Here is a 25,334-nt window from a genome sequence, read left to right on the forward strand (position 1 = left end):
TCGACCTCAGGTCGAGGGTTGGGCGGCCTGATCGCCGGACGCGCGGGCGCGACACGCCCGCACGCTCGGGCCGTCGGTCGTTGACGACCCCCGACGGCGCCCATAGCGTGGTCGAGGACATCACCCCAGGAGGCGACAGTGAACAGCAGCGGTGAGGCGAGCGTCGGTGCCGGCGCGACGGTTCCGCACGGCGCGCAGGGCCTCCTCTTCGGGGAGGACATCACCGAACAGGACACGACGACCGGCTACCGCGGCCCGACCGCGTGCCGTGCTGCGGGCATCACGTACCGCCAGCTCGACTACTGGGCCCGCACCGGACTGGTCGAGCCCACCGTGCGCCCCGCGTCGGGCTCGGGCTCGCACCGCCTGTACAGCTTCCGCGACATCCTCGTCCTCAAGGTCGTCAAGCGGCTCCTGGACACCGGGGTCTCGCTGCAGCAGATCCGCACGGCCGTCGAGCACCTGCGCGAGCGGGGCGTCGACGACCTCGCGCAGATCACCCTCATGAGCGACGGGGCGAGCGTCTACGAGTGCACGTCGCCCGACGAGGTCGTCGACCTCGTGCAGGGCGGTCAGGGCGTGTTCGGCATCGCGGTCGGCCGGGTGTGGCGCGAGGTCGAGGGCACGCTCGCGGAGCTGCCGACCGAGTCGCTCGAGGACGAGGACGTCGCGGCGGTGAGCCCGCAGGACGAGCTCGCGCAGCGCCGTCGGGCCCGCTCCGCCGGCTGACGTCCGCGAGCGCCGCTCGCTCCTGTGGCGGGCGGGGACGCCGGGCACACCCTGGCGATGCATGACGCACGGGGCCTGTGGAGCACGTCACAGCCGGTGCGACGGCCTGCCCCGTGAGGCCGTGGGAGGATCGCCCGGTACGCGGCGCGTCACGCTCTCCCCGGCGGCGTCGCACGGTCGACGGATGGAGTGCCGGTGTTCTCGAAGGTCCTGGTCGCCAATCGCGCGGAGATCGCCGTCAGGGCGTTCCGCGCCGCCTACGAGCTGGGGGCCCGCACCGTCGCGGTGTTCCCGCAGGAGGACCGCAACTCCGAGCACCGGCTCAAGGCCGACGAGGCGTACCTCATCGGGGAGCCGGGCCACCCGGTCCGGGCGTACCTCGACATCGAGGAGATCGTGCGCGTGGCCCGCGAGGCGGGCGCGGACGCGGTCTACCCGGGCTACGGGTTCCTCTCGGAGAACCCGGACCTGGCGCGCGCGTGCGCGGACGCCGGGCTGACGTTCGTCGGCCCGCCGCCGGAGGTGCTCGAGCTCGCGGGCAACAAGGTGCGCGCGCTCAAGGCCGCCCGCGAGGCGGGTCTGCCGGTGCTCGCGTCGAGCGAGCCGTCGTCGGACGTCGACGAGCTCGTGGCCGCGGCGGACGCGATCGGGTTCCCCGTGTTCGTCAAGGCCGTCGCCGGGGGTGGCGGGCGCGGCATGCGCCGCGTCGACGCGCGCGAGGACCTGCCCGAGTCGCTGGCCGCCGCGATGCGCGAGGCCGACGGCGCGTTCGGCGACCCGACCGTGTTCCTCGAGCAGGCGGTGCTGCGCCCGCGCCACATCGAGGTGCAGATCCTCGCCGACGGCGCGGGGAACGTCGTGCACCTGTACGAGCGGGACTGCTCGCTGCAGCGCCGCCACCAGAAGGTCGTCGAGATCGCGCCGGCGCCCAACCTCGACCCGGCGATCCGCGACGCGCTGTGCGCGGACGCGGTGCGGTTCGCCCGCCACATCGGGTACCAGAACGCGGGCACGGTCGAGTTCCTCGTGGACACGGTGGGGGAGCGCGCCGGGCAGCACGTGTTCATCGAGATGAACCCGCGCATCCAGGTCGAGCACACCGTGACCGAGGAGGTCACCGACGTCGACCTCGTGTCCGCGCAGATGCGCATCGCGTCGGGCGAGACGCTGGAGGACCTCGGGATCCGGCAGGAGGACGTGCGCGTCAACGGCGCCGCCCTGCAGACCCGCATCACGACCGAGGACCCCGCGAACGGGTTCCGGCCCGACACGGGCCGCATCATCGCGTATCGCTCCCCGGGCGGGGCGGGCGTGCGGCTCGACGGCGCGACGGCGACGGCCGGGTCCGTCGTCTCGGGCCACTTCGACTCGATGCTCGTCAAGCTCACGTGCCGCGGCCGCGACTTCCCGACGGCGGTGCGCCGCGCCCGGCGCGCGCTCGCCGAGTTCCGCATCCGCGGCATCCGCACGAACATCCCGTTCCTGCAGGCCGTGCTCGCCGACCCGGAGTTCGTCGCGGGGAACGTCGCGACGTCGTTCATCGACGAGCGGCCCGAGCTCCTCGCGGCGCGCGAGAGCGCCGACAGAGGTACGCGCCTGCTCGCGTTCGTGGGAGACACGACGGTCAACCGACCGCTGGGCGAGCCGCGGCGCACGACCGACCCCGCGGCGAAGCTGCCCGCGCTGGACCTGTCGGTCGCGCCGCCGCCCGGGACGCGCCAACAGCTCCTCGAGCTCGGTCCCGAGGGCTTCGCGCGCGCCCTGCGCGGTGAGCAGCGCCTGCGGGTCACGGACACGACGTTCCGCGACGCCCACCAGTCGCTGCTCGCGACACGCGTGCGCACGCACGACCTGGCCGCCGTCGCGCCGTACGTCGCGCGGGCCACCCCGCAGCTGTGGTCGGTCGAGGCGTGGGGCGGGGCGACGTACGACGTCGCGCTGCGCTTCCTCGGCGAGGACCCGTGGGAGCGGCTCGCGACGCTGCGCGAGGCGATGCCGAACCTCGCGATCCAGATGCTGCTGCGCGGCCGCAACACGGTCGGGTACACCCCGTACCCGACGCGCGTCACCGAGGCGTTCGTCGAGGAGGCCGCGACCACGGGCATCGACGTGTTCCGCATCTTCGACGCGCTCAACGACGTCGACCAGATGCGTCCGGCGATCGAGGCCGTGCGTGCCACCGGCACGACGGTCGCGGAGGTCGCGCTGTGCTACACGGGCAACCTGCTCGACCCCGCCGAGGACCTGTACACGCTCGACTACTACCTGCGCCTCGCGGACCGCATCGTCGACGCCGGTGCGCACGTGCTCGCGATCAAGGACATGGCCGGTCTGCTGCGTCCCGCGGCGGCGACGCGCCTCGTGACCGCGCTGCGCGAGCGCTTCGACCTGCCCGTGCACCTGCACACGCACGACACCTCGGGCGGGCAGATGGCCACCCTGCTGGCCGCGGCGGCCGCGGGCGTCGACGCCGTGGACGCCGCGAGCGCCGCCATGGCCGGGACGACGAGCCAGCCGCCGCTGTCGGCGCTCGTCGCGGGCCTGGAGCACACGGAGCGCGACACGGGCCTGTCGCTGGCCGCGGTCGCGGACCTGGAGCCGTACTGGGAGGCGGTGCGCCGTGTCTACGCGCCGTTCGAGTCGGGCCTGCCGGGGCCGACGGGGCGCGTGTACGAGCACGAGATCCCGGGCGGGCAGCTGTCGAACCTGCGCCAGCAGGCGATCGCGCTGGGCCTGGGGGACAAGTTCGAGCAGATCGAGGCGATGTACGCGGCGGCGGACCGCATCCTGGGGCGCCTGGTGAAGGTGACGCCGTCGTCGAAGGTGGTGGGCGACCTGGCGCTGCACCTCGTCGCGGCGGGCGCGGACCCCACCGAGTTCGCGGCCGACCCGCAGGCGTTCGACATCCCGGACTCGGTGATCGGGTTCCTCGGCGGAGAGCTCGGCGACCCGCCCGGGGGCTGGCCGGAGCCGTTCCGCTCCCGCGCGCTCGCCGGTCGGGCCGCGCGGGGCGGCGTGACCCCGCTGTCGCCGGAGGACGAGGCCGAGCTCGCGCAGGCGGGCGAGGTGCGGCGCCGGCGGCTGAACCACCTGCTGTTCGCGGGGCCGACCAAGGAGTTCGAGCAGGTGCGCCAGGCGTACGGGGACGTCTCCGTGCTCGACACCCCCACGTACCTGTACGGGCTCGAGCCCGGCCAGGAGGTCGCGGTCGCGCTCGGCAAGGGCGTGCGGCTGCTCGTGGGGCTCGAGGCGATCGGCACGCCCGACGAGCGGGGCATGCGCACGGTGATGTTCACCCTCAACGGTCAGCTGCGCCCGATCCAGGTGCGCGACCGGGCGGTCGACGTCGACGCGCGCACGGCCGAGAAGGCCGACCCCACGCAGCCGGGGCAGGTCGCGGCGCCGTTCGCGGGCGCGGTGACGCCGGTGGTCGTCGCGGGGGACGTCGTCGAGGCAGGGCAGACGGTCGCCACCGTCGAGGCCATGAAGATGGAGGCCGCGATCACGTCGCCGGTCGCGGGCACGGTCCAGCGCGTCGCGATCGGAGCGGTGCAGCAGCTCGAGGGCGGCGACCTGGTCCTCGTCGTCGGCTGAGCAGGGAGAGCAACGGGCAGCCTCGTGGTCGGGGTGGCAGCCTGAGGCGACGGCCGGTCGCTCCTGTCCGCGCGGTGCGCCGAGCCCGGTTCCGAGCAGGGTGAGACGAGGAGGATCCATGCGAGTCACGTTCCACGGCCACGCGTGCGTCACGGTGCGCCACGGCGGGCAGGTCGTCGCGATCGACCCGGGCACGTTCAGCGACGCGGCGGGTGCGTTGCGCGAGGCCGACACGGTGCTCGTCACCCACCAGCACCCGGATCACGTCGACGCGGCCGCGCTCGGTGCCGCGCTCGCCTCCCGGCGCGGGCTCACGGTCTGGGCGCCCGAGGCGGTGGTCTCGGCGCTGCGCCCCTCCTTGCCGGAGGACACCTCCGCGCGCGTGCACGGTGTCGTGCCGGGTGACGGGCTGGACCTCGGTGGGCTGGAGGTCGTGGTCGGCGGCGGGCAGCACGCGGTGATCCATCGTGACGTCCCCCGGATCGCTAACGTGACCTATCTCGTGCGCGGGGACGGGGCGACGCTCCTGCACCCGGGCGACTCGTTCGACGCGCCGGACGGCGAGACGCTCGGGGGGAGGCGGCTCGACGTGCTCCTCGCACCGGTGGCCGCGCCCTGGCTCAAGCTCGCCGAGACGATCGACTTCGTGCGCGGGCTCGACCCGCGCGTCGTCGTGCCGGTCCACGACGCCCTGCTCTCGGCCGCCGGGCACGGCATGGTCGACCGTCTCCTCGGGGAGCAGCGCACGGGCGGGACGTACACGTACCGGCCGCTCGCGCCCGGTGAGGCGCTCGACGTCGCCGCGGGGAGCCTCGACGGGGTCGGTGACGCCGCGGCCCGCGCGCTGCGCGACGAGCACCCGGAGTACGGCGAGGTGGCCCTGCTCGAGGCCGACGAGACCGTGCCGCCGCGCCCCGAGGAGGAGGCGGCCGACGTCGCCCGCGCCGAGGCCGACCGGTGAGCGACTCCCCGGCGCCGGGCTGGTACCCGGACCCGTGGGGCGTGCGGGCCGAGCGGTGGTTCGACGGGCGCGCGTGGACGCCGCACGTCCGCGACCGCCCCGCGGGCTCCGGCGGCAGGCCCCGGATGCACCCCGGCGCGATCGTCGCGATCGTGCTCGGCGTGGTCCTCGCGCTGGCCGTCGTCGCGGCGGTCGTGGGGTTCTTCGTCGTCATGGTGCAGGGCGTGATCTGCGGCGAGGCGCCCCACTACTGCGACTGACGCGCCGCGGCTCCCGCACCAGCCCCTGACCCGTGCGGAGCTCGCGTCAGAGCAGGGGCCGCAGGGGCGTGAGGACGACCTCGCTGAGCTTCGCCGCCACCGAGCGGGAGTCCCACTCGGCCAGCGTCAGCTCGCGCGAGTTCGACAGGTCGACGTCGAACACCTTCTCCATCTGCGCGGCCACCCCGGGGTCGGTGATCTCGAGGTTCACCTCGTAGTTCCCGGTCAGGGAGAGCCGGTCGATGTTGGCCGTCCCGATCGTGGTCCACGCGCCGTCGATGGTCGCGGTCTTCGCGTGCACCATCGCGTCCCGGTACAGGTGGATGCGGACCCCGCCCTTGAGCAGCGCCGTGTACAGGCCGCGTGACAGCCAGTCCGCGAGCACGTGGTTGGAGCGCTCGGGGACCAGCACGCGGACGTCGACCCCGCGCGCGGCGGCCGCGAGGAGCGCCGCGAGGATCTCCCGGTCGGGGATGAAGTACGCCTGCGTGATGTAGACGTGCGAGCTGGCGCGGTCGATCGCGTCGAGGTAGATGCCGCGGATCGGGAACACGAGGTGCGCGGGCGCGTTGCGCGCGGCCCGCAGCCGCGGCTCCCAGTGCACCGACCCGGGGTCGGCGAGCAGCGGCTGACCAGGGGCGCGGTTCGCGTTCCAGAAGTCGACGAACGCGTTGCGGAGCTCCCACGCGCTCGGGCCCACGAGACGGATGTGCGTGTCCCGCCACTGCGTCGCGTACAGGGCGCCGATGTTGTACCCGCCGACGAACGCGATCTCGTCGTCGACCACGAGGATCTTGCGGTGGTCGCGGCCCGACTTGCGCACGTTGAGCATGAGGATGCCGGGGCGGAACACCGGGTAGCGGATCACGTGGATCGGCTCCGGCAGGTCGAAGAACGCTTGCGGCACGACGAGGTTCGCGAACCCGTCGTAGACGACGAACACCTCGACGCCGCGCTCGCTCGCCTCGACCAACGCCTGCTTGAACTCCTCGCCGAGCGCGTCGGCCTTCCAGATGTACGTCTCGAGCAGGATGCGGCGCTGCGCCCCGCGGATCGCGCCGAGCATCTCCCGGTAGACGTCCTCGCCGTAGGTGAAGACGGTCGTCGTGGTGCCCGCGACCTCGACGTCGGCGGGGGAGGAGCGGGGGAACGACGCCTCGGTGGTGTTGCGGCGCTTGCGGATCGCGTCGGCGGTGACGAGCACGCCCGCGACCGTGATCGGCGCCGCGACGGCGACCACGAGCGCGCGGGAGAGCAGACGGCGGGCGGTGCGCAGGGCGGAGTCGGGCGACAGGTGCACGGACTCACCGTAGCGGGCACGCTTCCGGGCGCGACCCCAGGACAGGCGCGCCGCGGGTGAGATCCCGCACCTCCGTCGCTCCCGGGTTCCTCGCGCGCCCGGGTCAGTGCGAGCGGAGGGCCTTGATCAGCTCGGCCTTGCGCATCGAGGAGCGGCCCTCGATGCCGATCTCCGCGGCACGCTTGCGCAGCTTCTCGACCGTCCAGTCGTCGTAGTCGCCGGCCTTGCCGCCCTTGCGTCCGACGCTCCTGCGGGACGAGCCCGCGGCGGCGTTCGCGATGCGCGCCGCCTTCTCCTTCGAGTCGCCCTCGTCGCGCAGCCTCTCGTACAGCTCGGGGTCCTTCACGCTCGGTCCGGGGTCGCGCTTCGGCACGGCGTCCTCCCTCGTCTCGAGCCGGCCACCTCGGCGCGGGGGCCGGTCTCCCGCCAGGCTCGCCCCGCCCTCGCCCGCTCGCACGCGGACCTCACCCGACCACCTCGCCTCGGTACCTCGTCCGAGCGCCTCATCCGAACACCTCATTCGAGCACCGTGACGCGCGACGAGCTCGGGTCCACGTGCACGACCCGCCCCGCCACCGCGGCGAAGCCGTGCGGGTCCGCGTCGTACCCGGCGTGCCAGCGCACCGACCCGTCGTCGAGGGACAGGCCGACCAGGAGCGAGCGTCGAGGGGCGTCCGGGTCGGGCACGACCACGGCGAGCGTCGCGCCGTCGGTGAACGCGGCCGTCACTCCGCCCGCGAGATCCGGTCCGGACCCGGGGCCGTCCGCGGACGCTCCCGGTGCGGACGGCGGCCACGACCACACCCGCTTGCCCGTGCGGGCGTCCAGGGCGACGAGCGCTCCGCCGGTGGCGAGCACCGCGCGGTCGTCGGTGAGCGCCACGGCCTGCACGACCGGCAGGTTCGCGCGCCACACCTCGCGCGGCGCGTCCGTGCCCGGGCCGGGCGCGGACACGAGCGCGCGCACCCTGCCCGGGGTCGTGACGAGCCAGGTGGTCGCGGCGCTGCCGGGTCCAACGAGAGGAACGAGGAGTCGCCCGGCGACGGAGGCACGGAGCGTGCCGTCCGGGGCGACGAGCTGGGTGGACTCGGTGCGGTCGGACAGCCGGACGGTCGTGCGCCAGGACGTGCCGTCCACGCGGGGCACGACGGCCGTCGTGATCGCGTCGCCGCGGGCGTCCAGGCGGTTCCCTGCGAGGGTGAGGACCGCGCTGAGACGGCATCCGCGGACGACGAGCAGGTCGTTCTCGACCGTGACCGCGGCCTGGCCCGCGACCTGGGGCCGGCACATCGCGGTGCGCTCCGCGTCGTCGGGCTGGATCTCCCGCTGCCAGCGCACGCGGGCGGTGCGGGCGTCCTGGAGCGCGAGGTGGACGACGCCGCCCGTGCGCGACCAGCGCAGCACGGTCGCGTCGGGGGCAGGGACCGCGCGGCCGAGGTCGTCGCCGAGGGGGACCGGGTCCGCCGTCGGACCGCCCGGGCCGAGGTCGTGCGCGACCGGTGCGAGGGCGGGGCCCGTCAGGCACGTGACGACGGCGGGGTGCGGAGCCGGGGCCGACGTCTCGCCGACGGCGGGCCCGCACCAGGCCGTCGGGTCGAGGGCCCGCCAGCGACGCGTGCCGGACGCGACGTCGTACCCCTCCACGCCGGCGCCGGTGACCACGGCGAGGACCGCGTCGCCGCGGTCGCCGACCACGACGAGCCGGGGGGCGGCGGCGTCCGTCTCCCACGCGGGCTCGGGTGGCACCGCGAGCGAGACCACGGCCCCGGGCCGGGCGAGGCGTTCCCGCTCCGCGGTGGTCGTGCGCCACGTCCCGACGGCGACGAGGGCGAGGACGAGCACCAGGAGGGTCGCGACGACGCGCAGGAGCAGCGCACGTCGTCGGGCCGGTGCCGCAGGCCCGCGTGCCCCCTCCGCGGGCGCGCCGCGCCCGCCCGGTGCGGGCTCGTCCTCCGGGACGAGCTCCACCCGGTGGAGCGAGGCCATACCGACGACGCTACGCGCCCCGCAGCACGGGCGTCAGGTCTCGGCCGGCTCGAGCGCCGCGGAGAGCGGGTGGGCGCGGATGGCGGCGGCGAGCTCGCCTTCGATCCGGTCGAGGTACACGCCCGTGGTCGCGATGGACGCGTGCCCGAGGAGCTCGGCCACGACCTTCACGTCCCACCCCTCGGCGGCCAGCAGGGTCGCGGTCGTGTGGCGCAGGGCGTGCGGCGTGGCCTCGCGCCGGAACTGCGCGGGCATGCGCTCGACGCAGCGCCGCAGGAGGCCACGGACCGCCTGCGCGTCGATGCGGCGGCCTCGCCAGGACAGCAGGAGCGCGCGCCGCGCGTCCGGGTCGTCGGGGCGGCGGGCGAGCAACGCGGGGCGCAGGCGCTCCAGGTACTCCTCGAGCGCGGAGGAGAGCGGAGGAGAGAGCGTCACCGTGCGGACGTGACCACCCTTGCCCTGGATGCGCCAGCGCGTCTGGTCGGGCTCGCGGGAGAAGTCGTCGAGGTTCGCGCGCTCCAGCTCGGAGACGCGCGGGCCGAGGACGAGCAGGAGCGCGACGACGAGGCGGTCGCGGAGCTGGAGGTCCTGGTCGCGCCGTGCCGCGCCCGGGTCTCCCGGCGTCCGGGCCGCGGAGACCTCGAGGAGCGACGCCGCGGAGCCTGCGGACAGCGCCGTGCGCGCGACGCGCAGCCCGTCGCGCAGGCGGGCTGGGGGAGAGGCCCACTGCATCGGGTCCGCCTGGACCCAGCCCTCGCGCGCCGCGTGGGAGAAGAAGCGGGTGACCGACTGGCGGAAACGGTTGACCGTCGCGGCGGACCGGCCCGAGCTCCCCGGCTTGCGCGACGCGTCCGCGTACCGGCCGTCGGGAGTGGTCTGGTAGCGCAGGAGGACGTCGTCGACGTCCTCGCCGGCGACGTCGTCCAGCACCCGGGCCGGGCCGGCGAGCCGCGCGAACTCCGCCACGTCCCGCTCGTAGCTGCGGCGCGTCGTCGGCGACAGGACGCCCCGCAGGGTCTGCGCGGCGACGGACGAGAGGTAGCGGTCGGCCGCCTCGGCGACGGTGATCCGCTCGAGGCGGGGCGGGGCGACCATGAGCAGGCCTCCTTCGGGGTGCGGTCGCCGCCAGCCTAGGTCGTGCCACCGACAACGATCCGACCGCTCGCCGCCCTGACCTGCGCCGACGCGCGGGGAGACGGAGGCAGTCGGCTCAGCGATCCTCGCCGAGGTGCGCGACGTCGCCCACGCTCAGCACCCCGCGGTTGTGGAAGAACCCGTCCTCGCGCAGGGTCGTGATGCTCCCGGAGGCGACCGGGAACGTGACGCTCCCGGCGGCCTCGACCGGCATCCCGATCCAGGCCGCGACGACGAACGTCGCCGCGAACCCGTGCGTGACCACCACCACCTGGTGGTCCGTGGCACGGCGGAGCAGGTCCGTCGTCGCCGCGTACACCCGCAGCGCGACGTCGAGCCTCGTCTCCGCGCCCGCGATGCCCACGTCGTGGCGCAGGCGGTCGCCCACGGCCGGCGGCGGGACGAAGCGCGCGTCGAGCCAGTCCTGAGGACGCCCGCCCGCCTCGCCGTAGGACGCCTCGCGCAGTCGGGCGTCCAGGCGGGGGACGGTGTCGAGCGCCGCGCCGATCGCGCTCGCGGTGCGGCGCGTGCGCAGGAGGTCGGACGTGACGACGTCGACCGCGGCGTCGTCCGGGATCCGGGCACGCAGCGCGGCCGCGACCAGAGCCGCCTGGCGTGCGCCCCGTGCGGTGAGGTCGGAGTCGTGGACGCCGCCGACCAGGCCCTCGACGTGGTGTGCAGCCTCGGGGTGGGTGACGACGTGGATCGTGCGTTCGCGCGCGCCGACGACCTCGGCGAGCGGCGGGGGAGGGAAGGGCGTCCGGGGAGGGGTGGAGTCGGGCACGCGCCCAGGGTGGCACACGCTCGGGCACCGGGAGCGAGAAGGAGGGCCGGAGAGCGGGGACCGCTCTGCGGGGTCCGGCGCGCCGGAGTGCTCTGAAGGACGCGCCGACGGTGGCGTGCTGTGCCACCGGCGAGCCACCTGCCGCAGCAGAGGTCGCGAGGATCAGCGACGACGCGTCACCACGCTGTTGACCTAAACACAATGGTTTGCGATGTATGTCCGATTCTAGGCATCGTAACCCAGAGTGCGGTCCCGCACCAGGCGTCGCCGGGGCGCACGGACGTCCGGGGCGTCCGACGGCTCGAACTCGTCCTGGGGCGCATCGGTGCCGCCGGACCCGGCCCGCGGCGCGCGCGCGGGGGACACCGAGCGCCAGGCCCAGACGGCGACGGTCGTCGCGCCCGCGGCGACGCCGACGAGGACGAGGACGAACGCCACCAGGGTCAGGGCGAGCGCCGGGACCCAGGCCAGCGTCACGAGCGTCGTCGCGACGAGCCGTCGAGGACGACGGCCGTCCGGTGCGAGCCCGGCGAACGGCGACGTCGCGGCGAACGTCCCGGAGACGGTTCCTGACGACGCCCGGGACGGCGCGAGCGCCACCAGGCCTGCGAGCAACCTCCGGCCGTCGCTCCGGTCCGCGCTACCGTCGCCGGAACGGTGCGTGCCGAGCCGGGGTGCGTACGTCGTCGTGCTCATGACGAAGGGGAGCGCGCGGGGGCCCTCCGTGATGCGCCAGGGGCGCCTCTTCGACAGCGAAATGACATAATGTACATTATCGGCGTCCTGACGGAGCGGGCCGCATCGACCCGAACCGCGTGCTGACATGCACCGAGACGCCACGCGGGTGAGTCACGCCGACGTGGTGATCCCGGGGAGGATCAGCTCCAGCCATCGCTGCCGCACAGAGGCCGGCTGATCCATCGGCGCCGTGCCCACGAGCAGATAGATGTCGGCGACCGTCACGCTCGGCCTGATGTCGCCCGCGCGCTGCGCGAGACGGATCAGCTCGCCGATCGCGGCGCCGGCCCGCTCTTCGTCCGGCTGTTCCCCGTGACCTTCCACGCCGAGCGCCCTGGCTGCGACCTTCACCGCGTGGTTGTGCGCGGTCGACTCCGCGACGCGATCGAGGAACCCCACGACCTCGTCGACCGCGCGCGCACCCTGACGCGCACGCTCCAGCGCAGCCTCGGCGTCGTCGGCGACCTCGGCGACGTACTCGGCGATCACCGCTGCCACGAGATCCGTCTTGTTCGGGAAGTGCCGGTAGAGCGTGCCAACGGCAACGCCCGCCGAGCGTGCGATCTCGTCCATCCCCGCGTCCTGCCCCGAGGCGCTGATCTGTTCCCGGGCTGCCGCCAGGATGCGGCCGCGGTTGCGGGCGGCATCGGCTCGTAGCGGTCGGGGCTGGCTCATCAGCGCTCCTCCAACTGAGATGTTGCCTCACGCTTGCGTAATGGTGAATCACGGTTCAGTATATATGGTGAACCGTGATTCACCTTACGTCGGGAGAGAGAACCATGACACCCAAGGTCGCCCTCGTCACCGGAGCCTCCTCGGGCATCGGCGAGTCCACCGCTCGCACACTGCAGAGCATCGGGTACACCGTCTACGGCGCCGCGCGCCGAACCGACAGGCTCCAGGAGCTCGCCGCAGACGGCGTCCGCCCGCTCGAGATGGACGTGACCGACGAGCAGTCGATGAAGGACGGGGTGGCGTCGATCGTCGCCGACACCGGCCGGATCGACGTGCTCGTCAACAACGCCGGCTACGGCTCCTACGGCGCGATCGAGGACGTCGACATGGACGAGGGCCGCCGCCAGTTCGAGGTGAACGTGTTCGGCGCGATGAGCCTCGTCCGGCTCGCACTCCCCCACATGCGCGAGCAGCGCGCCGGGACGATCGTGAACATCACGTCCATGGGCGGCAAGATCTACACCCCGCTCGGCGGCTGGTACCACGGCACCAAGTTCGCCCTCGAAGCGCTCAGCGACTGCCTGCGCCTGGAGCTCACCCCCTTCGGCATCGACGTCGTCGTCATCGAGCCCGGCGGGATCGCCACCGAGTGGGGCAGCATCGCGGCGGACAACCTCGAGAACACCTCGGCGAACGGCCCGTACCGGCGGCAGGCCGCCGCGGTGGCCAGGTCGCTGCGGTCGGAGGCCAACGCCCACCGCAACTCTCCGCCGTCGGTCGTCGCCGACGCGATCGCCAAGGCGGTCACCGCACGACGCCCGAAGACCCGCTACGCGGTCGGGTACGGCGCCAAGCCCCTCATCACCGCCGGCAACATCCTCAGCGACCGACAGTTCGACGCACTCATCACCCGCGCCACCGGGGTGCCTCGGAACTGACACCCGGACCCCCTCCCCCGGTGGCATCCGTCGCCGGGGCGGGCCTCGGGTGTCTACTGGCTGCCATGGGAACCGTCGTCCTCGAACCGTCCACCCGGTGCGCGATCGACGCCGTCACCGCGCTGCGCCTCGTGCACGACGACGTCGGCCTCGGCGCGCGGCGCCCGCTCGTCGGCCCTGCGGTCCTGCGCAGCCACGCGCTGTCGATGCTCTACGGCGACGTGCGCCGCGGCGTGCTCGACGAGAAGACCGCGCGCGCCCGCCTGGAGGGGGTCGCGACGCTGAAGGTCCGGCTGCTCGGCGACCGCGTCTCGCGGGCCACCGCGTGGCGGATCGCCCGTGATCTCGACGCGGACGACACGGCGGTCGCCGAGTACGTGGCGGTGGCCGTGCTCCAGGCCGACGTCCTCGTGGCCGGCGACGCGGACGTCGCTGCCGCGGCGGAGGGCCGCATCCCCCTCGCCACGTACGACGACCTCCTGCGCTGAGGCCTGGGACACCCGACCGGCCCGCGTCCCGGCGAACGGCCCGGCCTCAGTCGTCGAACACGTCCCAGCAGATCGCGCTGCGCCGCCGCTGGTCGTCGAGGACGAGCTCGCGCAGCTCCGCCGGGACGCGCTCGCGCTGCCAGTCCCGCTCCGCGAGCCGCGCGGTCTCCGGGTCCTCGCCTCGGGCGGCGGCGTCCGCGGCGGCGGCCCGTATGGCGTAGGCCGCCGCGCCGAGGTCGTGCGCCGCGACGTGCGCGACCGCCACCGCCTGCCCGGCCGCGAGCGCCACGTACTTGATGGGTGCGGGCTGGTCGCGCCCGGCGGCGTTGGTGACGAACGCGGTGCTGTGGGCGGTCTTCATGGGGACCTCGCCGCGGATCCACGCGCGGGCGACGTCGAGGGCGTCGCGGGGTCGGGTGTCGCCGGGTCGGGCGTCCTCGAAGATGGGCAGGACGTGCTCCGTGCACTCGACGGCCCACCGGGCGAGCTGGCGGTGGTGGTCGTCGGTGAGGGTGCCGCCGCGGCGGAGGGTGATGAGTCGGGGGTCGCGCTCGGTGGGCAGGATCGGCATGTCTCGATGTTCCCCCGTGCCCGTGCCCGACGGCCAGCCGGTGACCGGCGCGGTGGTGCCGGGTCGGTGCGGTCGGGAGGTCGTAGGGGCTTGGTCGTGTCGTCCTCTGGTGGGGTGCGGGTGGGGCGGCTTACGGTGCGTTCGTCGTCCCCGCTCGTCGTGACCGTCGAAGAGGCGCATGCCTCTCCCCCGCCCGGACGCCTCGGTGCAGCGCTGTCGCCGCACCAGGGCCTCTCCCCCGGGTGGTCGGGTTCCTCGGGTGGGTCACATCCACGAGGAGGCGCTCATGGCCCGGTTCGCACGCACGGACGACCTGCGGGGCGCGACGTTCGACGGCGTGGACCTGCACGGCGCGCGGTTCGTGGAGTCCGACCTGTCCGGCGTGGTCATGCGGGGCGTGCAGGTGGAGGGGGTCGACATCGACGCGCCCTGGCTCTCGGACGGCGACGCGACCTTCCGCGTGAACGGGGTCGACGTGACGGGCTTCGTGGAGGCGGAGCTGGACCGACGGTTCCCGGGGCGGGAGCTGCGTCGTGCCGGCGACCCGGAGGGGCTGCGCGCGGCGTGGGCGGCGCTGGAGGCGACGTGGGCGGCGACGCTCGAGCGGGCGGCGGTGCTGCCCGCGAGCGCCGTGGACGTGTCGGTGGACGGCGAGTGGTCGTTCGCGCAGACGTTGCGGCACCTGGTGCTGGCGACGGACGCGTGGTTGGGGCGGGCGGTGCTGGAGGTGGAGCAGCCGTTCCACCCGTTGGGTCAGGCGGGGCCGCAGGCTGCGGAGGACGGGCTGGACGTGTCGCTGTTCGTGACGGGGACGCCGTCGTACGCGGAGGTGCTGGAGGCGCGCGCGGGCCGGGTCGCGATGGTGCGGGACTTCCTGGCAGGGGTCACGCCGGAGGAGCTGGTGGAGGTGCGGCGCAACCCGTGGTCGCCGGAGTTCCCGGAGACGACGTTGTCGTGCGTGCACGTGATCCTCGAGGAGGAGTGGGAGCACCACCGCTTCGCGGTGCGTAACCTCGGTGAGATCGAGGGGTCGCTCGGTGCGTGAGGGTTCCTACGGTCCGCCGTCGACGACGCGGAGCGGCCCCTCCTGCGGGGTCGGCTCCTCGAAGCCGTCGAGGTAAGCGGCCGCGAGGTCCTCGGGGACGAGGACGTCGTCGGGCCCGGTGCCGCGTCGTCGTGCGAGCCGGGCGAGGAGGACGGCGCGCGGGGTCCGGACGTGGTGCACGACGGGTCGGACCCCGAGGGGTGCGAGGAGCTCGCGGTAGCGGTCCCGGGAGGCGCGGGACCAGAAGGACGTGTCGACGACGACGGGCACGCCGTCGGCGACGAGCGCGGTGAGGCGGGTGCTCAGGGCGGCGTGGACCTCGTCGGCGACGTCGGCCGGCAGGGGGTGGTCGCGGTGCCCGCGCCGCCACGCCTCCGCGTCGAAGGAGAGCAGGACGTAGCCGTTCCGGGCGAGGCTGCGGGCGTAGGTCGACTTGCCGGATCCCGCGGGGCCGCAGACGAGGACGACACGGTCGCCGGGGTACGCGCTGTCCTCGGTGCTCATGAGGCGTCCGCCGTCGTGCGCCGGTACACGGACACGTGGGAGCGGGACTCGGCGGTGAACGGCTCCTCCGCCCATCCGGCGTGCCGGGTCTCGGGCTCGAGCCCGGCGAGGCGGGCCATGAGGTCGAGCTCGGCGGGCCAGACGTACCGGTGGGGCGAGCGTCCTACCGTGGCGCTGCCGTCGTCGTCGAAGCGGACGTGGTGGGACACGACGTGCTGGTGCAGGACGTCGTAGGTGTCGACGCCGAGGTAGCCGGGCTCGTCGTGCCAGACGGTCGCGGTGCGGCCGGGCGGGAGGGCGCGCAGCTCGGGGACCCAGAGCTCGACGACGAACCGGCCCCCGGGAGCGAGGTGGCGGGCGGCGTTGCGGAAGCACTCGACCTGGGCGTCCTGCGTGAGCAGGTTCGCGATCGTGTTGTCCACGAGGTAGACGAGCGTGTGCTCCCCCGGCACCCGGGCGGTGGCCATGTCACCGACGATGACGGGCAGGGTCGTCTCGTCGACCTTCTCGCGCAGCCCGGCGACCATGTGCCGGGAGATCTCGATGCCGGTGACGGGCACGCCGCGCGCGGCGAGCGGGATGGCGACCCGGCCGGTGCCGACGGCGAGCTCGACCGCGCTCCCCTGGCCCGCGAGCGCCGCGAGCCGGGCGACGGCGGGATCGAGGACGTCGGGCGCGAACACGCCCTGGCCGGGGGTGTCGTACCGGGCGGCGGTGTCGGCGTCCCAGAGGCGTTCCTGGTCGGTGCCGGCGAGGTCGGTGCGTGTGTCCGTCATCGTGCGACGGTGTCAGACGGCGTCCGTGGCGGTCCAGGGATTTCGTGTCGCCGGGGGCCTTCCGTGTGTTCCGCCCAGCCGGGACGTTACGGTGGCGGCATGGATCGTGAGGAGTTCGTCGGCTATGTCCGTTCGCAGGGGTGGGGCGTCGTCGCGTCGCTCGGCGACGACGGCGGGCCCCAGGCCGCGTTCCTCGCGGTGGCGGCGACTGGCGCGGGCGAGCTGGTGTTCGACGCGCGCGCGACGTCGCGCAAGGTGGCGAACCTGGCCCGGGACCCGCGCGTCGCCGTGACGGTGGGCGGGACGGACGGCACGACGCTGCAGTGCGAGGGCCTGGCGGACGTCCCGGTCGGTACGGACCGGGACCGGTGTGCCGCGGCGTACGTGGCGGCGTTCCCGCAGTTCGCCGGGTCGCTGGCCGACGACGGCATCGTCCTGCTGCGGGTCGTGCTCGCGTGGGCGCGGTACGGGGACTTCCGTGATGGTGGGTCCGTGATGACGGCGGTCGACGTGACCGGGTGGGGCCCGACCAGGGACTGACGGCGGCCGGTCCCCGATCGGACCCGTCAGCCGAGCAGCGCCTGCTTCGCGCGTGCGAACTCGGTGTCGGTGAGGTCGCCCGCGCGGTGCAGGGCGGCGAGCCGTTCGAGGCGGGCGACGAGCGCCGCTCCCCCGTCGCCGGTCGGAGCGCTCGCGGCGGGTGCGCCGCGCCCGACGACGCGCCACAGGGTGCGCGCGAACACGCCGGGGCGTCGGGCGGTGCCCGCCTGGCCGGGCTGGAGGCGCGGCACGCGCGGCGAGGGGACAGTCCGGTCGTCGACGACGACGCTCCCGGGCCGGGTGTCCGCGAGCGAGCGCGCGAACCGGGCGAAGCGGGCGGACGACCCGTCGAGCAGGACGGCGCGGGTCGACCGCGACCCGGGGTGCTCGTCGCGCCACGTCACGACGACGGTCGGCCCGTCCCCGGTGACGGTCACGACGGGTCGCCCGGCGGGCTCGAGGACGGTGTCGTCGCCGCGGACGAGGCGCAGCCGTGCGCCGTCCCACACGAGCCGGCCGCCCGCGACGTGGAACATGGCCGGGTAGCGGGGCGCGGCGGCGAAGCGGGACGCGTCGGGGGCCCTGCCGGGGACCGTCACGACGCCGACGGGTCGCCTCCGTGGCGGGGCCGGGGGTCGGGTGTCGTCCGCGTGGGTGGCGAGCGCCTCGACGACCGGGACCGCGACCGTGACGGGGGCGACGGGCTCGGCGTCGGGCCCCGGGGCGGGGCGCGCAGGGTGCGCCTCGGTGTGGCCCTCGGTCGCGCTGGTGCTCATGGTGCTCCCCTGTCGTCGTCGGTCCCCCGATCCTGCCGCGCGACACCCTCCGAGAGCAACCCCTCGGGTGGTGTCGTCGCAGGTCAGGGAGACGTGAGCGCGCCCCCGGCCGGGAGCACGGTGACCGGGGGCGCGCAGTCAGGGAGCGGGTCAGAGCCCGCCGAGGAGCGCCGTGAAGTCGGGCGTGGCCGCGAACGGGTCGGCGGGCCCGGAGTTCTTGCGCAGGGCGACCTTCTCCGCGAGCTCGCGGCCCGCGCGCGCGATCCGGGCGGGCAGCCCGCCGCCGGCGTCGGCCTCGGCGGCCGCCCAGTCGTCGGTCGCGGCGAACACGGACGTCGTGGCGACGTCCGCGCGCAGGTAGGTGAACAGCGGCCGCAGCGAGTACTCGAGCGCGAGCGAGTGGCGGGCGGTGCCGCCGGTCGCGCCGAGCAGCACGGGCGTGCCGGTGAGCGAGTCCTTGTCGAGGACGTCGACGAACGACTTGAGCAGCCCCGAGTACGTGGTGGTGAACAGCGGGGTGGTCACGACGATCCCGTCGGCGGCGGCGAGGCGCTCGAGGACCCCGGCGAGCTCGCCCGTGGGGAACCCGGTGAGCATGGCGTCGACGACGGCGTGCGCGTGGTCGCGCAGCTCGACGGTCTCGACCTCGGCGCTCACGCCGAGGCCCTGGAGCTCGCGCACGGCGGCCTCGCCGAGCCGGTCGGCGAGCAGGCGCGTGGAGGACGGCTTGGACAGCCCGGCGGACACCACGACGAGGCGGCGGTCCGGGGCGGGGGTGCTGGCGGTCATGCGGTGCTCCTGGGGTGTGGCGGGTCGTGCGGGGCCGGCCCGTCACCGGGCCGGGTGGTGCGAGGTGCCCGACGGCGGCCGGTCGAGCGGGTGCGCGGGGCACCCCTCGACCGTACGCCGTCGGGCGGCCGGTCCCGCGGCCGGTGACGTCGGCCGCGGGACGGCGTGGGTCACAGCCCGAACGCGGCGCCGGCCTTCGCCAGCTCCTGGTCGTCCTCGGCGGTGCGCCCGGTCCAGCGGTCCTCGGTGCCGCCGACGTGCGCGGCGCCCTCGGTCCCGGAGGCCCTGGCGGCGGCGACGCGCTCGGCGTGGCTCGGCGGGTTCGCCGGCACGTGCGCGGGGCGCGCGGCCTCCATCTCCTTGCGGAGCACGGGCACGACCTCGCCCGCGAGGAGGTCGATCTGCTCGAGCACCGTCTTGAGCGGCAGGCCGGCGTGGTCCATGAGGAACAGCTGGCGCTGGTAGTCGCCCACGTGCTCGCGCATCGCGGCGTACCGGTCGATGACCTGCTGCGGGGAGCCGACGGTGAGCGGCGTCTCGCGCGTGAAGTCCTCCATCGACGGGCCGTGCCCGTACACGGGCGCGTTGTCGAAGTAGGGCCGGAACTCGTCCCACGCCTTCTGGGAGTCCTTGCGCAGGAACACCTGGCCGCCGAGACCGACGATCGCGGTGTCCGCGGGGCCGTGGCCGTGGTGCTCCCAGCGCTGGCGGTAGAACTGCACCATCTGCTTCGTGTGGCTGATGGGCCAGAAGATGTTGTTGTGGAAGAACCCGTCGCCGTAGTAGGCGGCCTGCTCGGCGATCTCGGGGCTGCGGATCGACCCGTGCCACACGAACGGCGGCACGCCGTCCAGCGGGCGCGGGGTCGAGGTGAAGCCCTGCAGCGGGGTGCGGAACTTACCCTCCCAGTCCACGACGTCCTCGGTCCACAGGCGGCGCAGCAGCGCGTAGTTCTCGATCGCGAGCGGGATGCCGTTGCGGATGTCCTGCCCGAACCACGGGTACACCGGGCCCGTGTTGCCGCGCCCCATCATGAGGTCCATGCGCCCGTCGGAGATGACCTGGAGCATCGCGTACTCCTCCGCGAGGCGCACGGGGTCGTTCGTCGTGATGAGGGTCGTGGACGTCGACAGGACGATGTTCTTCGTCACACCGGCGAGGTAGCCGAGCATGGTCGTCGGTGAGGACGGGACGAACGGCGGGTTGTGGTGCTCACCCGTGGCGAAGACGTCCAGGCCCGCCTCGTCCGCGTGCTTCGCGATGGTCAGCATCGCGCGCACGCGCTCGGTGTCGTCGGGGGTCCGGCCCGTCGTGGGGTCCGTCGTGACGTCTCCGACGGTGAAGATGCCGAACTGCATGGTGTGCTCCCGTGAGTCCTAGGTCGATGCGTTTGCATGTACATGGCGCTCAACCGGGGACCCCCCGGGTTTGTTCCGGGCCCCTGCGACCCCGGTGTGAGCGTGCGCACGTCCGGCCCCGCCAGGGCCTCGACGAGTTGCGTCGGGCATCGAAACCCGGGAGCCTGGGACCGCGACGCGCCGAGGCGGACCGGCTCGACGCCGTGGGGGCGGCCCGGCCGCGGAGACCCGCGACGTTCACCGGACCTTCACGACGCGCCGGAACACCGACCGACGGCGAGGCGTTGCCTCTCGTAGACCGGGCCGCTGTCCGCACCCCACCGGGAGCGCCCCACCCACCCCCGAAGACCCCTCAGGAGGACACCATGGCCGACCGTTCGCTGCGCGGGATGAGCATCGGTGCGAAGAGCATGGAGTCGGACGAGGGCGTCGACTTCGCCCCCCGCTTCCAGGCGCACTACGACTGCCCCAACGGGCACACCATCATCCTGCCGTTCTCGACCGACGCCGAGGTCCCCCCGGTGTGGGAGTGCCGCTGCGGCGCCGAGGCGCTGCTGCGCGACGCGGAGCGCCCCGAGCCCAAGGCGGGCAAGCCCGCCCGCACCCACTGGGACATGCTGCTCGAGCGCCGCACGATCTCCGAGCTCGAGGAGCTGCTCGACGAGCGCCTCGGCCTGCTGCGCGCCGGCAAGCTGCGCCGCAGCGCCTGACGGCCCCGCCGCAACGGAGAGGCCCGGACCCCCTCGGGGGTCCGGGCCTCTCACGTTTCCCGCGTCCCGTCAGCCGGACCGGGGCGCCCGTCGGGCGGCTCAGCGCGCGCCGCGCCGACCTGCGAGGGAGCGCACCGCCCCCGCGAGCTGGGCCGCGCGACGGCGCGCACCCCACACGGTGACCTTCCACAGCGCCTCGCTGACGATCGCGCGGCTCATCTTCGACCGGCCCGCGGTGCGCTCCACGAACGTGATCGGCACCTCGACCACCCGCCCGCCCGTGCGCTCGACCCGCCAGGCCATGTCGACCTGGAAGCAGTAGCCGTGCGACTCCACGCTCGCGAGGTCGACGGCGCGCAGCGCGTCGGCGCGGTACGCGCGAAAGCCCGCCGTCGCGTCACCCAGCCCGAGCCCGAGCGCGAGCCGCACGTACACGTTGCCCGCCCGGGAGAGCACCTCGCGGTGCCACGGCCAGTTCTCCACCCGCCCGCCCTGCACCCAGCGCGACCCGATGACGAGGTCCGCGCCGCCGCCGCGCTCCCCTGTCGCGGCGAGCGCGGCGAGCAGGGACGGCAGCTGCTCGGGCTGGTGCGACCCGTCGGCGTCCATCTCGACCAGGACGTCGTACCCGGCGGCCAGGCCCCAGCCGAACCCCGCGACGTACGCGGCGCCCAGCCCCTCCTTGCCCGCGCGGTGCAGCACGTGCACGCCCGGGTCTGCGGCTGCGGCGGCGTCGGCGAGGTCGCCTGTCCCGTCGGGGCTCGCGTCGTCGACGACGAGCACGTCCGCGTCCGGCACCGCGGCGCGCAGCCGCGCGAGCGTGCCCGGCAGGGTCAGCGCCTCGTCGTACGTGGGCACGACGACGAGCACGCGGCCGGCAGCGCCGGCACGCGTCCCGGGGTGCCCGCTCACGGCGCCTCGTCCACGGCGCCCGCGGCGGCGCGCGACGCACGGCGCTCGCGGACGACGCTCCCGACCCCCACGGCCAGGAGGCCGAGCGCGAGGAGCTCGACGACGCGGCCCGGCCAGTCCCCCGCCCGCACGGCCGGGGTCAGGCTCGTGCGCAGCGGCAGGTCCGCGACCAGCTGGTCGGCGGTGAACAGCCCGGTGCTCTGCAGGAGCTCGCCGTCGGGGGCGATGACGCCGCTCACGCCGACGGTCGAGACCTGCACGGTCGCGCGCCCGGTCGACACGGCCCGCAGGCGCGACATCGCGAGCTGCTGCGTGGACTCGGCGGTGTACCCGAAGGACGCGTTGTTCGTCTGCACGACGAGCACCTCGGCGCCCGCGTCCACGGCGTCGTTCACGAGGCCGTCGTAGGCGACCTCGAAGCAGATGACGACGCCGAGCGGCACGGTGCGCCCGAGGCGCTCGGACGCGAGGTCCACGACCCCGGTCTCGGTGCCGGGGATCATGTCGATGCTCACGCGGTCGACCTGGTCGGAGAAGATCCGCAGCAGGGACCGCAGGGGGATGTACTCGCCGAACGGCGCGGGGTGCTGCTTGGCGTACCGGTCCACGACGCCGGCGCCGGGCTCCCACAGCAGCGACACGTTGTACCGGCCGCCCGTGTCCGGGTACTCCTGCGCGCCGACGAGGATCGGGGCCTCCACCTCGCGCGCGGCGTCGTCGATGGCCCGGGCCACGTCGGGCGCGGTCTGCGGGTCGAGGTCGGAGCCGTTCTCGGGCCACAGGACGACGTCGAGGTCGCCGGGCTCCACCTGGTCCAGCAGCGCGACGGTCCCCTGCAGGTGGTTGTTCAGCACCTCGGCCCGGTTCGCGAACGACCCGAGCCCGGGCTCGCCCACGTTGCCCTGCACGGCCCCGACGGCGAGCGTGCCCGCCTCGGCGCGCGTGTCGAGCGGCACGAGGAGGGGTGCGGCCACGAGCGCGCCGGCCACGACGACCGGGACGACAGCCCCCGTCACGACGTCGCGGCGGCGCACCAGCGCGAGCACGGCGACCGCGAGCAGGGACCCGGCGAGCGCGACGAGCAGGGACACGAGCACCTCGCCCCCGAGCCACGCCGCGCGCCCGAGCGGGGAGTCCGCCTGGGAGAACGCGAGCCTGCCCCAGGGGAAGCCGCCGAACGGGACCTCGGTGCGCGCCTGCTCGACACCGACGAACAGCAGCGCGAACGCGACCGCCTGCGCCCACGGGCGCCCGGCCAGCCACGACCACCGCCGCGCCCACACCCACGCGGCGCCCAGCACGCCGACGAAGCACGCCTCCATGACGGACAGCGCGACCCACGGCACGGTCTCGGTCGCGTAGTTCGCCCACCACAGGTGCGGCAGGAAGAACGCGAGCCCCCACACGAGCCCGACGAGGAAGCCCCACCGCGCGCCGTCGCGCCGCAGCGCCCAGAACAGCGCGGCGACGCCGACGAACGCGAGGGGCCACCACCCGCGGTCGGGGAACGCCGCGTCGGTGACGAGGCCGCCCGCGAGAGCCAGGAGCAGCGTGAGCGGGCGCGACGGGGGCCCGACGAGGGCGCTGCCGTCCGCCGTGCCGGGAACGCGACGGGCGGTCGCGCCGGAGCCGGTCTCGGGGGTCGCGGTGGCCGGGGAGTCCGGCGCGGTGGCATCCGGACCAGCGGGACGGGGTCGCCCGGCCGGGGCGGCCGTGGGCTCGGGGGCGTGCACGGGTGCACCCTACGCCACGCACCTGCGCCGGAGCCGGAGAGACCGGCGGCCCGGCGGGTGAACACCGGATGGTCGCAGGGGGCCGGCGGAGGGCCGACGACGGGTGAGCGTGTGCGGGCTCGCGCGCCCTTCGGCCCGTACCCAGCCGCCACCGGCGGAGCACGTTTTCTACTGAGCGCGCGAGCCCGGCCAGGTACCCGGCGCGGCACGCCGAGGGGTCGTCGTCGGTGGCTGATCCCCCTGCGGCCGCGGGGGCCGGAACACCCTGTCGAACCTACTCCGGCTCACGGCCCTGTCAAGCGGTAGCGGTCAGACGAACGTGTCGAACAGCGGGACGCCGTCGCGCACGGTCTGCAGGCACCGCGGACGCGGGACGTCCGGACCGAGCTCCGGCAGGAGCGGCTGCCCGGCGCGCGCGTCCGTGCTCCAGGACGACGTCGTGCGCCCGAGCGCGCCCTGCACGACGAGATGCTCGCCCCGCCACACCGCCAGGTGCGCCGGCGCCCCGACGCGCAGCTGCCCGGCACCCGTGTGGTCCAGGCCCGCGATGCGCCACCCGCCGCGCGTGTGCGCGCGGAACGCGGCCCGCGCAGAGATCTGCTGGTCCGGGTCGACGTGCGACATCGCCGCGAGCACGCCCGCCCACGGGTCGAGCCGGGTCACCGGCGCGTCCGACCCGAACGCCAGCGGCACGCCCGCCCCCGCGAGGTCCGCGAACGGGCTCAGGCCCTCGGCGCGCGTCGCGCCCACGCGCGCCGCGTACATGCCCTGCGGCCCGCCCCACGCGGCGTCGAACCCCGGCTGGATGCTCAGGCTCACGCCGAACAGCAGGAGCGACGCCAGCGCCGTCGCGTCCACGAACAGCGCGTGCTCCACCCGGTGCCGCGCCGCGCGCACCGCGCCCTGGCCGTGGACCTCCGCGGCGACCTCGAGCCCGAGGACGAGCTCGTCCATCGCGCGGTCCCCGATGACGTGGAAACCGCCCTGCGTGCCCGCCGCCCCGACCGCGGACAGGTGGTTCGCGATCTGCTCCGCGCTCAGGTAGAGGTTCCCCCGGTCGGTGGGGTCCGGCCCGTCCTGGTAGGGCAGGCGCATCGCCGCGGTGCGCGACCCGATCGACCCGTCCACGTTGAGGTCGCCCGCGAGTCCCGTCAGACCGGGCACGTCCGCGAGGACCTCCCGCGCGTCGTCGACCGTGGTGCACAGCTCGCCCCGGTACCCGACGACGTGCGCCAGCCCCGAGGACGCCTCGCCCGTGAGCGCGAGCAGCTCGCGCAGCCCGGCACGTGTGTCGATGTAGGGGGCGCTCATCTCGTGCACCGACACGATCCCCTGCTCCGCCGCGGCGCGCAGCGCCGCCCGGTACAGGTCGGTGCGCCGCGCGGGCGACACGTCGCGCGCGACGTCCCGGGCGACGTGGTGCGCCTCCCCCGTGACCCAGCCGGACTCGTCCCAGCCCGGCCGCTCCGCCAGGGCGCAGCGCCGCGCGAGCGTCGTGGAGACCACGGCCGAGTGCACGTCGACCCGCGCCGCGTACACCGCGCGACCGCCCGCGGCGGCGTCGAGCTCGTCGCGCGTCGGCGGCCGGCCCTCGGGCCAGGACCGCTCGTCCCAGCCGAACGCGAGCACGACGTCGTCGTCCCCGACGTCCGCCGCGGCCTTCGCGACCGCCTCCAGCGCGGCCGTGAGCGTCGTCACGCCGGCGCTCGCGGACAGGTCGACGCCCGCGAGGGCGAGCCCGACCTCGAACAGGTGGACGTGCGCGTCGACGAACCCGGGAGCGACGAGCGCGCCGTCGAGGTCGATCACGCGGTCGGCGCGGGCGGCGAGCCCGTCGGCCGTGTCGTCGGCGCCGATCCAGGCGATGACGCCGTCGTCGACGAGGAGTGCTTCCGCGAACGGGTCGGCCTGGGAGTGGATCACGCCGCCGCGGTACAGGGTTGAGGCCACAATCCTTCACGATACCGCCACAACCGCCCGAAACTCACCGTTCCGGTGTGACGTCCGTGCAGGTCGCGACGGGTGTCGTGAAC

Annotated in this window: 25 protein-coding genes; 9 read left to right on the forward strand and 16 right to left on the reverse strand. The window is 74.8% G+C overall.

The genetic code is table 11. The annotated features are described in order from the left end of the window. Positions 1-138 precede the first annotated feature (138 nt). The 4 genes from NF338_RS09160 (at position 139) to NF338_RS09175 (ending at position 5,544) form a co-directional block, all read left to right on the forward strand. On the forward strand, positions 139-729 hold the full coding sequence (locus NF338_RS09160; protein ID WP_264030464.1) for a MerR family transcriptional regulator: 591 nt from the start codon (positions 139-141) through the stop codon (positions 727-729). 195 nt (positions 730-924) lie between these two features. Continuing rightward, positions 925-4,323 (forward strand): pyruvate carboxylase, encoded by a 3,399-nt coding sequence (locus NF338_RS09165; protein ID WP_264030465.1) that lies wholly within the window; start codon positions 925-927, stop codon positions 4,321-4,323. Between the two features lie 118 nt (positions 4,324-4,441). Then, positions 4,442-5,284: an MBL fold metallo-hydrolase gene (locus NF338_RS09170; RefSeq protein WP_264030466.1), complete on the forward strand. Its 843-nt coding sequence runs from the start codon at positions 4,442-4,444 to the stop codon at positions 5,282-5,284. Beyond that, complete coding sequence (locus NF338_RS09175; RefSeq protein WP_264030467.1) at positions 5,281-5,544, forward strand: DUF2510 domain-containing protein; 264 nt, start codon at positions 5,281-5,283, stop codon at positions 5,542-5,544. The genes NF338_RS09170 and NF338_RS09175 overlap by 4 nt, the downstream gene beginning before the upstream one ends. Before the next feature lie 46 nt (positions 5,545-5,590). Here NF338_RS09175 and NF338_RS09180 read toward each other — a convergent pair whose 3' ends face one another. The 7 genes from NF338_RS09180 to NF338_RS09210 all read right to left on the reverse strand — a co-directional run bounded on the left by NF338_RS09180 (position 5,591) and on the right by NF338_RS09210 (position 12,161). Beyond that, a complete protein-coding gene (locus NF338_RS09180) occupies positions 5,591-6,844 on the reverse strand; it encodes a phospholipase D-like domain-containing protein (RefSeq protein WP_264030468.1) in 1,254 nt (417 codons plus the stop codon). A gap of 103 nt (positions 6,845-6,947) precedes the next feature. Then, positions 6,948-7,217: a Rho termination factor N-terminal domain-containing protein gene (locus NF338_RS09185; protein ID WP_264030469.1), complete on the reverse strand. Its 270-nt coding sequence runs from the start codon at positions 7,215-7,217 to the stop codon at positions 6,948-6,950. A gap of 143 nt (positions 7,218-7,360) precedes the next feature. After that, complete coding sequence (locus NF338_RS09190; RefSeq protein WP_264030470.1) at positions 7,361-8,830, reverse strand: PQQ-like beta-propeller repeat protein; 1,470 nt, start codon at positions 8,828-8,830, stop codon at positions 7,361-7,363. Positions 8,831-8,863: 33 nt separating this feature from the next. Continuing rightward, positions 8,864-9,925 carry a tyrosine-type recombinase/integrase gene (locus NF338_RS09195; RefSeq protein ID WP_264030471.1) on the reverse strand — a complete coding sequence of 354 codons (1,062 nt, stop codon included), beginning with the start codon at positions 9,923-9,925 and terminating at the stop codon, positions 8,864-8,866. A 115-nt stretch (positions 9,926-10,040) separates the two neighbouring features. Further along, complete coding sequence (locus NF338_RS09200; protein WP_264030472.1) at positions 10,041-10,748, reverse strand: histidine phosphatase family protein; 708 nt, start codon at positions 10,746-10,748, stop codon at positions 10,041-10,043. Between the two features lie 225 nt (positions 10,749-10,973). Beyond that, a complete protein-coding gene (locus NF338_RS09205; protein ID WP_264030473.1) occupies positions 10,974-11,444 on the reverse strand; it encodes a hypothetical protein in 471 nt (156 codons plus the stop codon). Positions 11,445-11,597: 153 nt separating this feature from the next. After that, complete coding sequence (locus tag NF338_RS09210) at positions 11,598-12,161, reverse strand: TetR/AcrR family transcriptional regulator (RefSeq protein WP_264030474.1); 564 nt, start codon at positions 12,159-12,161, stop codon at positions 11,598-11,600. A gap of 104 nt (positions 12,162-12,265) precedes the next feature. On the opposite strand from NF338_RS09210, the gene NF338_RS09215 reads away from it, so the two are divergent. Together NF338_RS09215 and NF338_RS09220 are read left to right on the forward strand one after the other, a co-directional pair. Next, a complete protein-coding gene (locus NF338_RS09215; protein ID WP_264030475.1) occupies positions 12,266-13,099 on the forward strand; it encodes an oxidoreductase in 834 nt (277 codons plus the stop codon). 65 nt (positions 13,100-13,164) lie between these two features. Continuing rightward, complete coding sequence (locus NF338_RS09220) at positions 13,165-13,587, forward strand: hypothetical protein (RefSeq protein ID WP_264030476.1); 423 nt, start codon at positions 13,165-13,167, stop codon at positions 13,585-13,587. Between the two features lie 46 nt (positions 13,588-13,633). On the opposite strand, the gene NF338_RS09225 is transcribed toward NF338_RS09220, so the two are convergent. Beyond that, on the reverse strand, positions 13,634-14,158 hold the full coding sequence (locus NF338_RS09225; protein WP_264030477.1) for a putative immunity protein: 525 nt from the start codon (positions 14,156-14,158) through the stop codon (positions 13,634-13,636). Between the two features lie 286 nt (positions 14,159-14,444). Between NF338_RS09225 and NF338_RS09230 the strand changes: the two genes are divergently transcribed. Continuing rightward, positions 14,445-15,203, forward strand: a complete 759-nt coding sequence (locus tag NF338_RS09230; RefSeq protein ID WP_264030478.1) for a DinB family protein — start codon at positions 14,445-14,447, stop codon at positions 15,201-15,203. Between the two features lie 6 nt (positions 15,204-15,209). Here the strand turns inward: NF338_RS09230 and NF338_RS09235 are convergent, their stop codons facing one another. Then, positions 15,210-15,707 carry an AAA family ATPase gene (locus NF338_RS09235; RefSeq protein ID WP_264030479.1) on the reverse strand — a complete coding sequence of 166 codons (498 nt, stop codon included), beginning with the start codon at positions 15,705-15,707 and terminating at the stop codon, positions 15,210-15,212. Then, positions 15,704-16,483, reverse strand: coding sequence for a class I SAM-dependent DNA methyltransferase (locus tag NF338_RS09240; RefSeq protein WP_264030480.1), 780 nt, complete (start codon positions 16,481-16,483; stop codon positions 15,704-15,706). The genes NF338_RS09235 and NF338_RS09240 overlap by 4 nt, the downstream gene beginning before the upstream one ends. Positions 16,484-16,582: 99 nt before the next feature. On the opposite strand from NF338_RS09240, the gene NF338_RS09245 reads away from it, so the two are divergent. Beyond that, positions 16,583-17,023, forward strand: coding sequence for a pyridoxamine 5'-phosphate oxidase family protein (locus NF338_RS09245; protein ID WP_264030481.1), 441 nt, complete (start codon positions 16,583-16,585; stop codon positions 17,021-17,023). A 26-nt stretch (positions 17,024-17,049) separates the two neighbouring features. Here the strand turns inward: NF338_RS09245 and NF338_RS09250 are convergent, their stop codons facing one another. The 3 genes from NF338_RS09250 to NF338_RS09260 all read right to left on the reverse strand — a co-directional run bounded on the left by NF338_RS09250 (position 17,050) and on the right by NF338_RS09260 (position 19,946). Then, the gene (locus tag NF338_RS09250) at positions 17,050-17,799 is read right to left on the reverse strand and encodes an SHOCT domain-containing protein (RefSeq protein WP_264030482.1); all 750 of its coding nucleotides are present in this window, start codon (positions 17,797-17,799) and stop codon (positions 17,050-17,052) included. A 150-nt stretch (positions 17,800-17,949) separates the two neighbouring features. Beyond that, positions 17,950-18,588 (reverse strand): CE1759 family FMN reductase, encoded by a 639-nt coding sequence (locus NF338_RS09255; protein ID WP_264030483.1) that lies wholly within the window; start codon positions 18,586-18,588, stop codon positions 17,950-17,952. Positions 18,589-18,758: 170 nt separating this feature from the next. Further along, positions 18,759-19,946 carry an LLM class flavin-dependent oxidoreductase gene (locus NF338_RS09260; RefSeq protein WP_264030484.1) on the reverse strand — a complete coding sequence of 396 codons (1,188 nt, stop codon included), beginning with the start codon at positions 19,944-19,946 and terminating at the stop codon, positions 18,759-18,761. 365 nt (positions 19,947-20,311) lie between these two features. Here NF338_RS09260 and NF338_RS09265 point away from each other — a divergent pair, with 365 nt between their 5' ends. Then, the gene (locus NF338_RS09265; protein WP_021483180.1) at positions 20,312-20,656 is read left to right on the forward strand and encodes an RNA polymerase-binding protein RbpA; all 345 of its coding nucleotides are present in this window, start codon (positions 20,312-20,314) and stop codon (positions 20,654-20,656) included. A 99-nt stretch (positions 20,657-20,755) separates the two neighbouring features. On the opposite strand, the gene NF338_RS09270 is transcribed toward NF338_RS09265, so the two are convergent. The 3 genes from NF338_RS09270 to NF338_RS09280 all read right to left on the reverse strand — a co-directional run bounded on the left by NF338_RS09270 (position 20,756) and on the right by NF338_RS09280 (position 25,251). After that, complete coding sequence (locus NF338_RS09270; RefSeq protein ID WP_264030485.1) at positions 20,756-21,568, reverse strand: polyprenol monophosphomannose synthase; 813 nt, start codon at positions 21,566-21,568, stop codon at positions 20,756-20,758. After that, the gene (gene lnt / locus NF338_RS09275) at positions 21,565-23,301 is read right to left on the reverse strand and encodes an apolipoprotein N-acyltransferase (protein WP_412846477.1); all 1,737 of its coding nucleotides are present in this window, start codon (positions 23,299-23,301) and stop codon (positions 21,565-21,567) included. Before lnt ends, NF338_RS09270 begins: the two co-directional genes overlap by 4 nt. Positions 23,302-23,610: 309 nt before the next feature. Then, the gene (locus tag NF338_RS09280) at positions 23,611-25,251 is read right to left on the reverse strand and encodes an amidohydrolase (RefSeq protein WP_264030486.1); all 1,641 of its coding nucleotides are present in this window, start codon (positions 25,249-25,251) and stop codon (positions 23,611-23,613) included. Between the last annotated feature and the right edge of the window lie 83 nt (positions 25,252-25,334).

This window comes from Cellulosimicrobium sp. SH8 (assembly GCF_025818875.1).
Classification (GTDB): Bacteria; Actinomycetota; Actinomycetes; order Actinomycetales; family Cellulomonadaceae; genus Cellulosimicrobium; species Cellulosimicrobium cellulans_D.

Coding starts and splice junctions, on each gene's coding strand:
- NF338_RS09240 (WP_264030480.1), bottom strand. CDS start 16,483: ATGACGGACACACGCACCGACCTCGCCGGCACCGACCAGGAACGCCTC.
- NF338_RS09210 (WP_264030474.1), bottom strand. CDS start 12,161: ATGAGCCAGCCCCGACCGCTACGAGCCGATGCCGCCCGCAACCGCGGC.
- NF338_RS09255 (WP_264030483.1), bottom strand. CDS start 18,588: ATGACCGCCAGCACCCCCGCCCCGGACCGCCGCCTCGTCGTGGTGTCC.
- NF338_RS09205 (WP_264030473.1), bottom strand. CDS start 11,444: ATGAGCACGACGACGTACGCACCCCGGCTCGGCACGCACCGTTCCGGC.
- NF338_RS09195 (WP_264030471.1), bottom strand. CDS start 9,925: ATGGTCGCCCCGCCCCGCCTCGAGCGGATCACCGTCGCCGAGGCGGCC.
- NF338_RS09245 (WP_264030481.1), top strand. CDS start 16,583: ATGGATCGTGAGGAGTTCGTCGGCTATGTCCGTTCGCAGGGGTGGGGC.
- NF338_RS09230 (WP_264030478.1), top strand. CDS start 14,445: ATGGCCCGGTTCGCACGCACGGACGACCTGCGGGGCGCGACGTTCGAC.
- NF338_RS09215 (WP_264030475.1), top strand. CDS start 12,266: ATGACACCCAAGGTCGCCCTCGTCACCGGAGCCTCCTCGGGCATCGGC.
- NF338_RS09170 (WP_264030466.1), top strand. CDS start 4,442: ATGCGAGTCACGTTCCACGGCCACGCGTGCGTCACGGTGCGCCACGGC.
- NF338_RS09225 (WP_264030477.1), bottom strand. CDS start 14,158: ATGCCGATCCTGCCCACCGAGCGCGACCCCCGACTCATCACCCTCCGC.
- NF338_RS09220 (WP_264030476.1), top strand. CDS start 13,165: ATGGGAACCGTCGTCCTCGAACCGTCCACCCGGTGCGCGATCGACGCC.
- NF338_RS09250 (WP_264030482.1), bottom strand. CDS start 17,799: ATGAGCACCAGCGCGACCGAGGGCCACACCGAGGCGCACCCTGCGCGC.
- NF338_RS09190 (WP_264030470.1), bottom strand. CDS start 8,830: ATGGCCTCGCTCCACCGGGTGGAGCTCGTCCCGGAGGACGAGCCCGCA.
- NF338_RS09265 (WP_021483180.1), top strand. CDS start 20,312: ATGGCCGACCGTTCGCTGCGCGGGATGAGCATCGGTGCGAAGAGCATG.
- NF338_RS09260 (WP_264030484.1), bottom strand. CDS start 19,946: ATGCAGTTCGGCATCTTCACCGTCGGAGACGTCACGACGGACCCCACG.
- NF338_RS09235 (WP_264030479.1), bottom strand. CDS start 15,707: ATGAGCACCGAGGACAGCGCGTACCCCGGCGACCGTGTCGTCCTCGTC.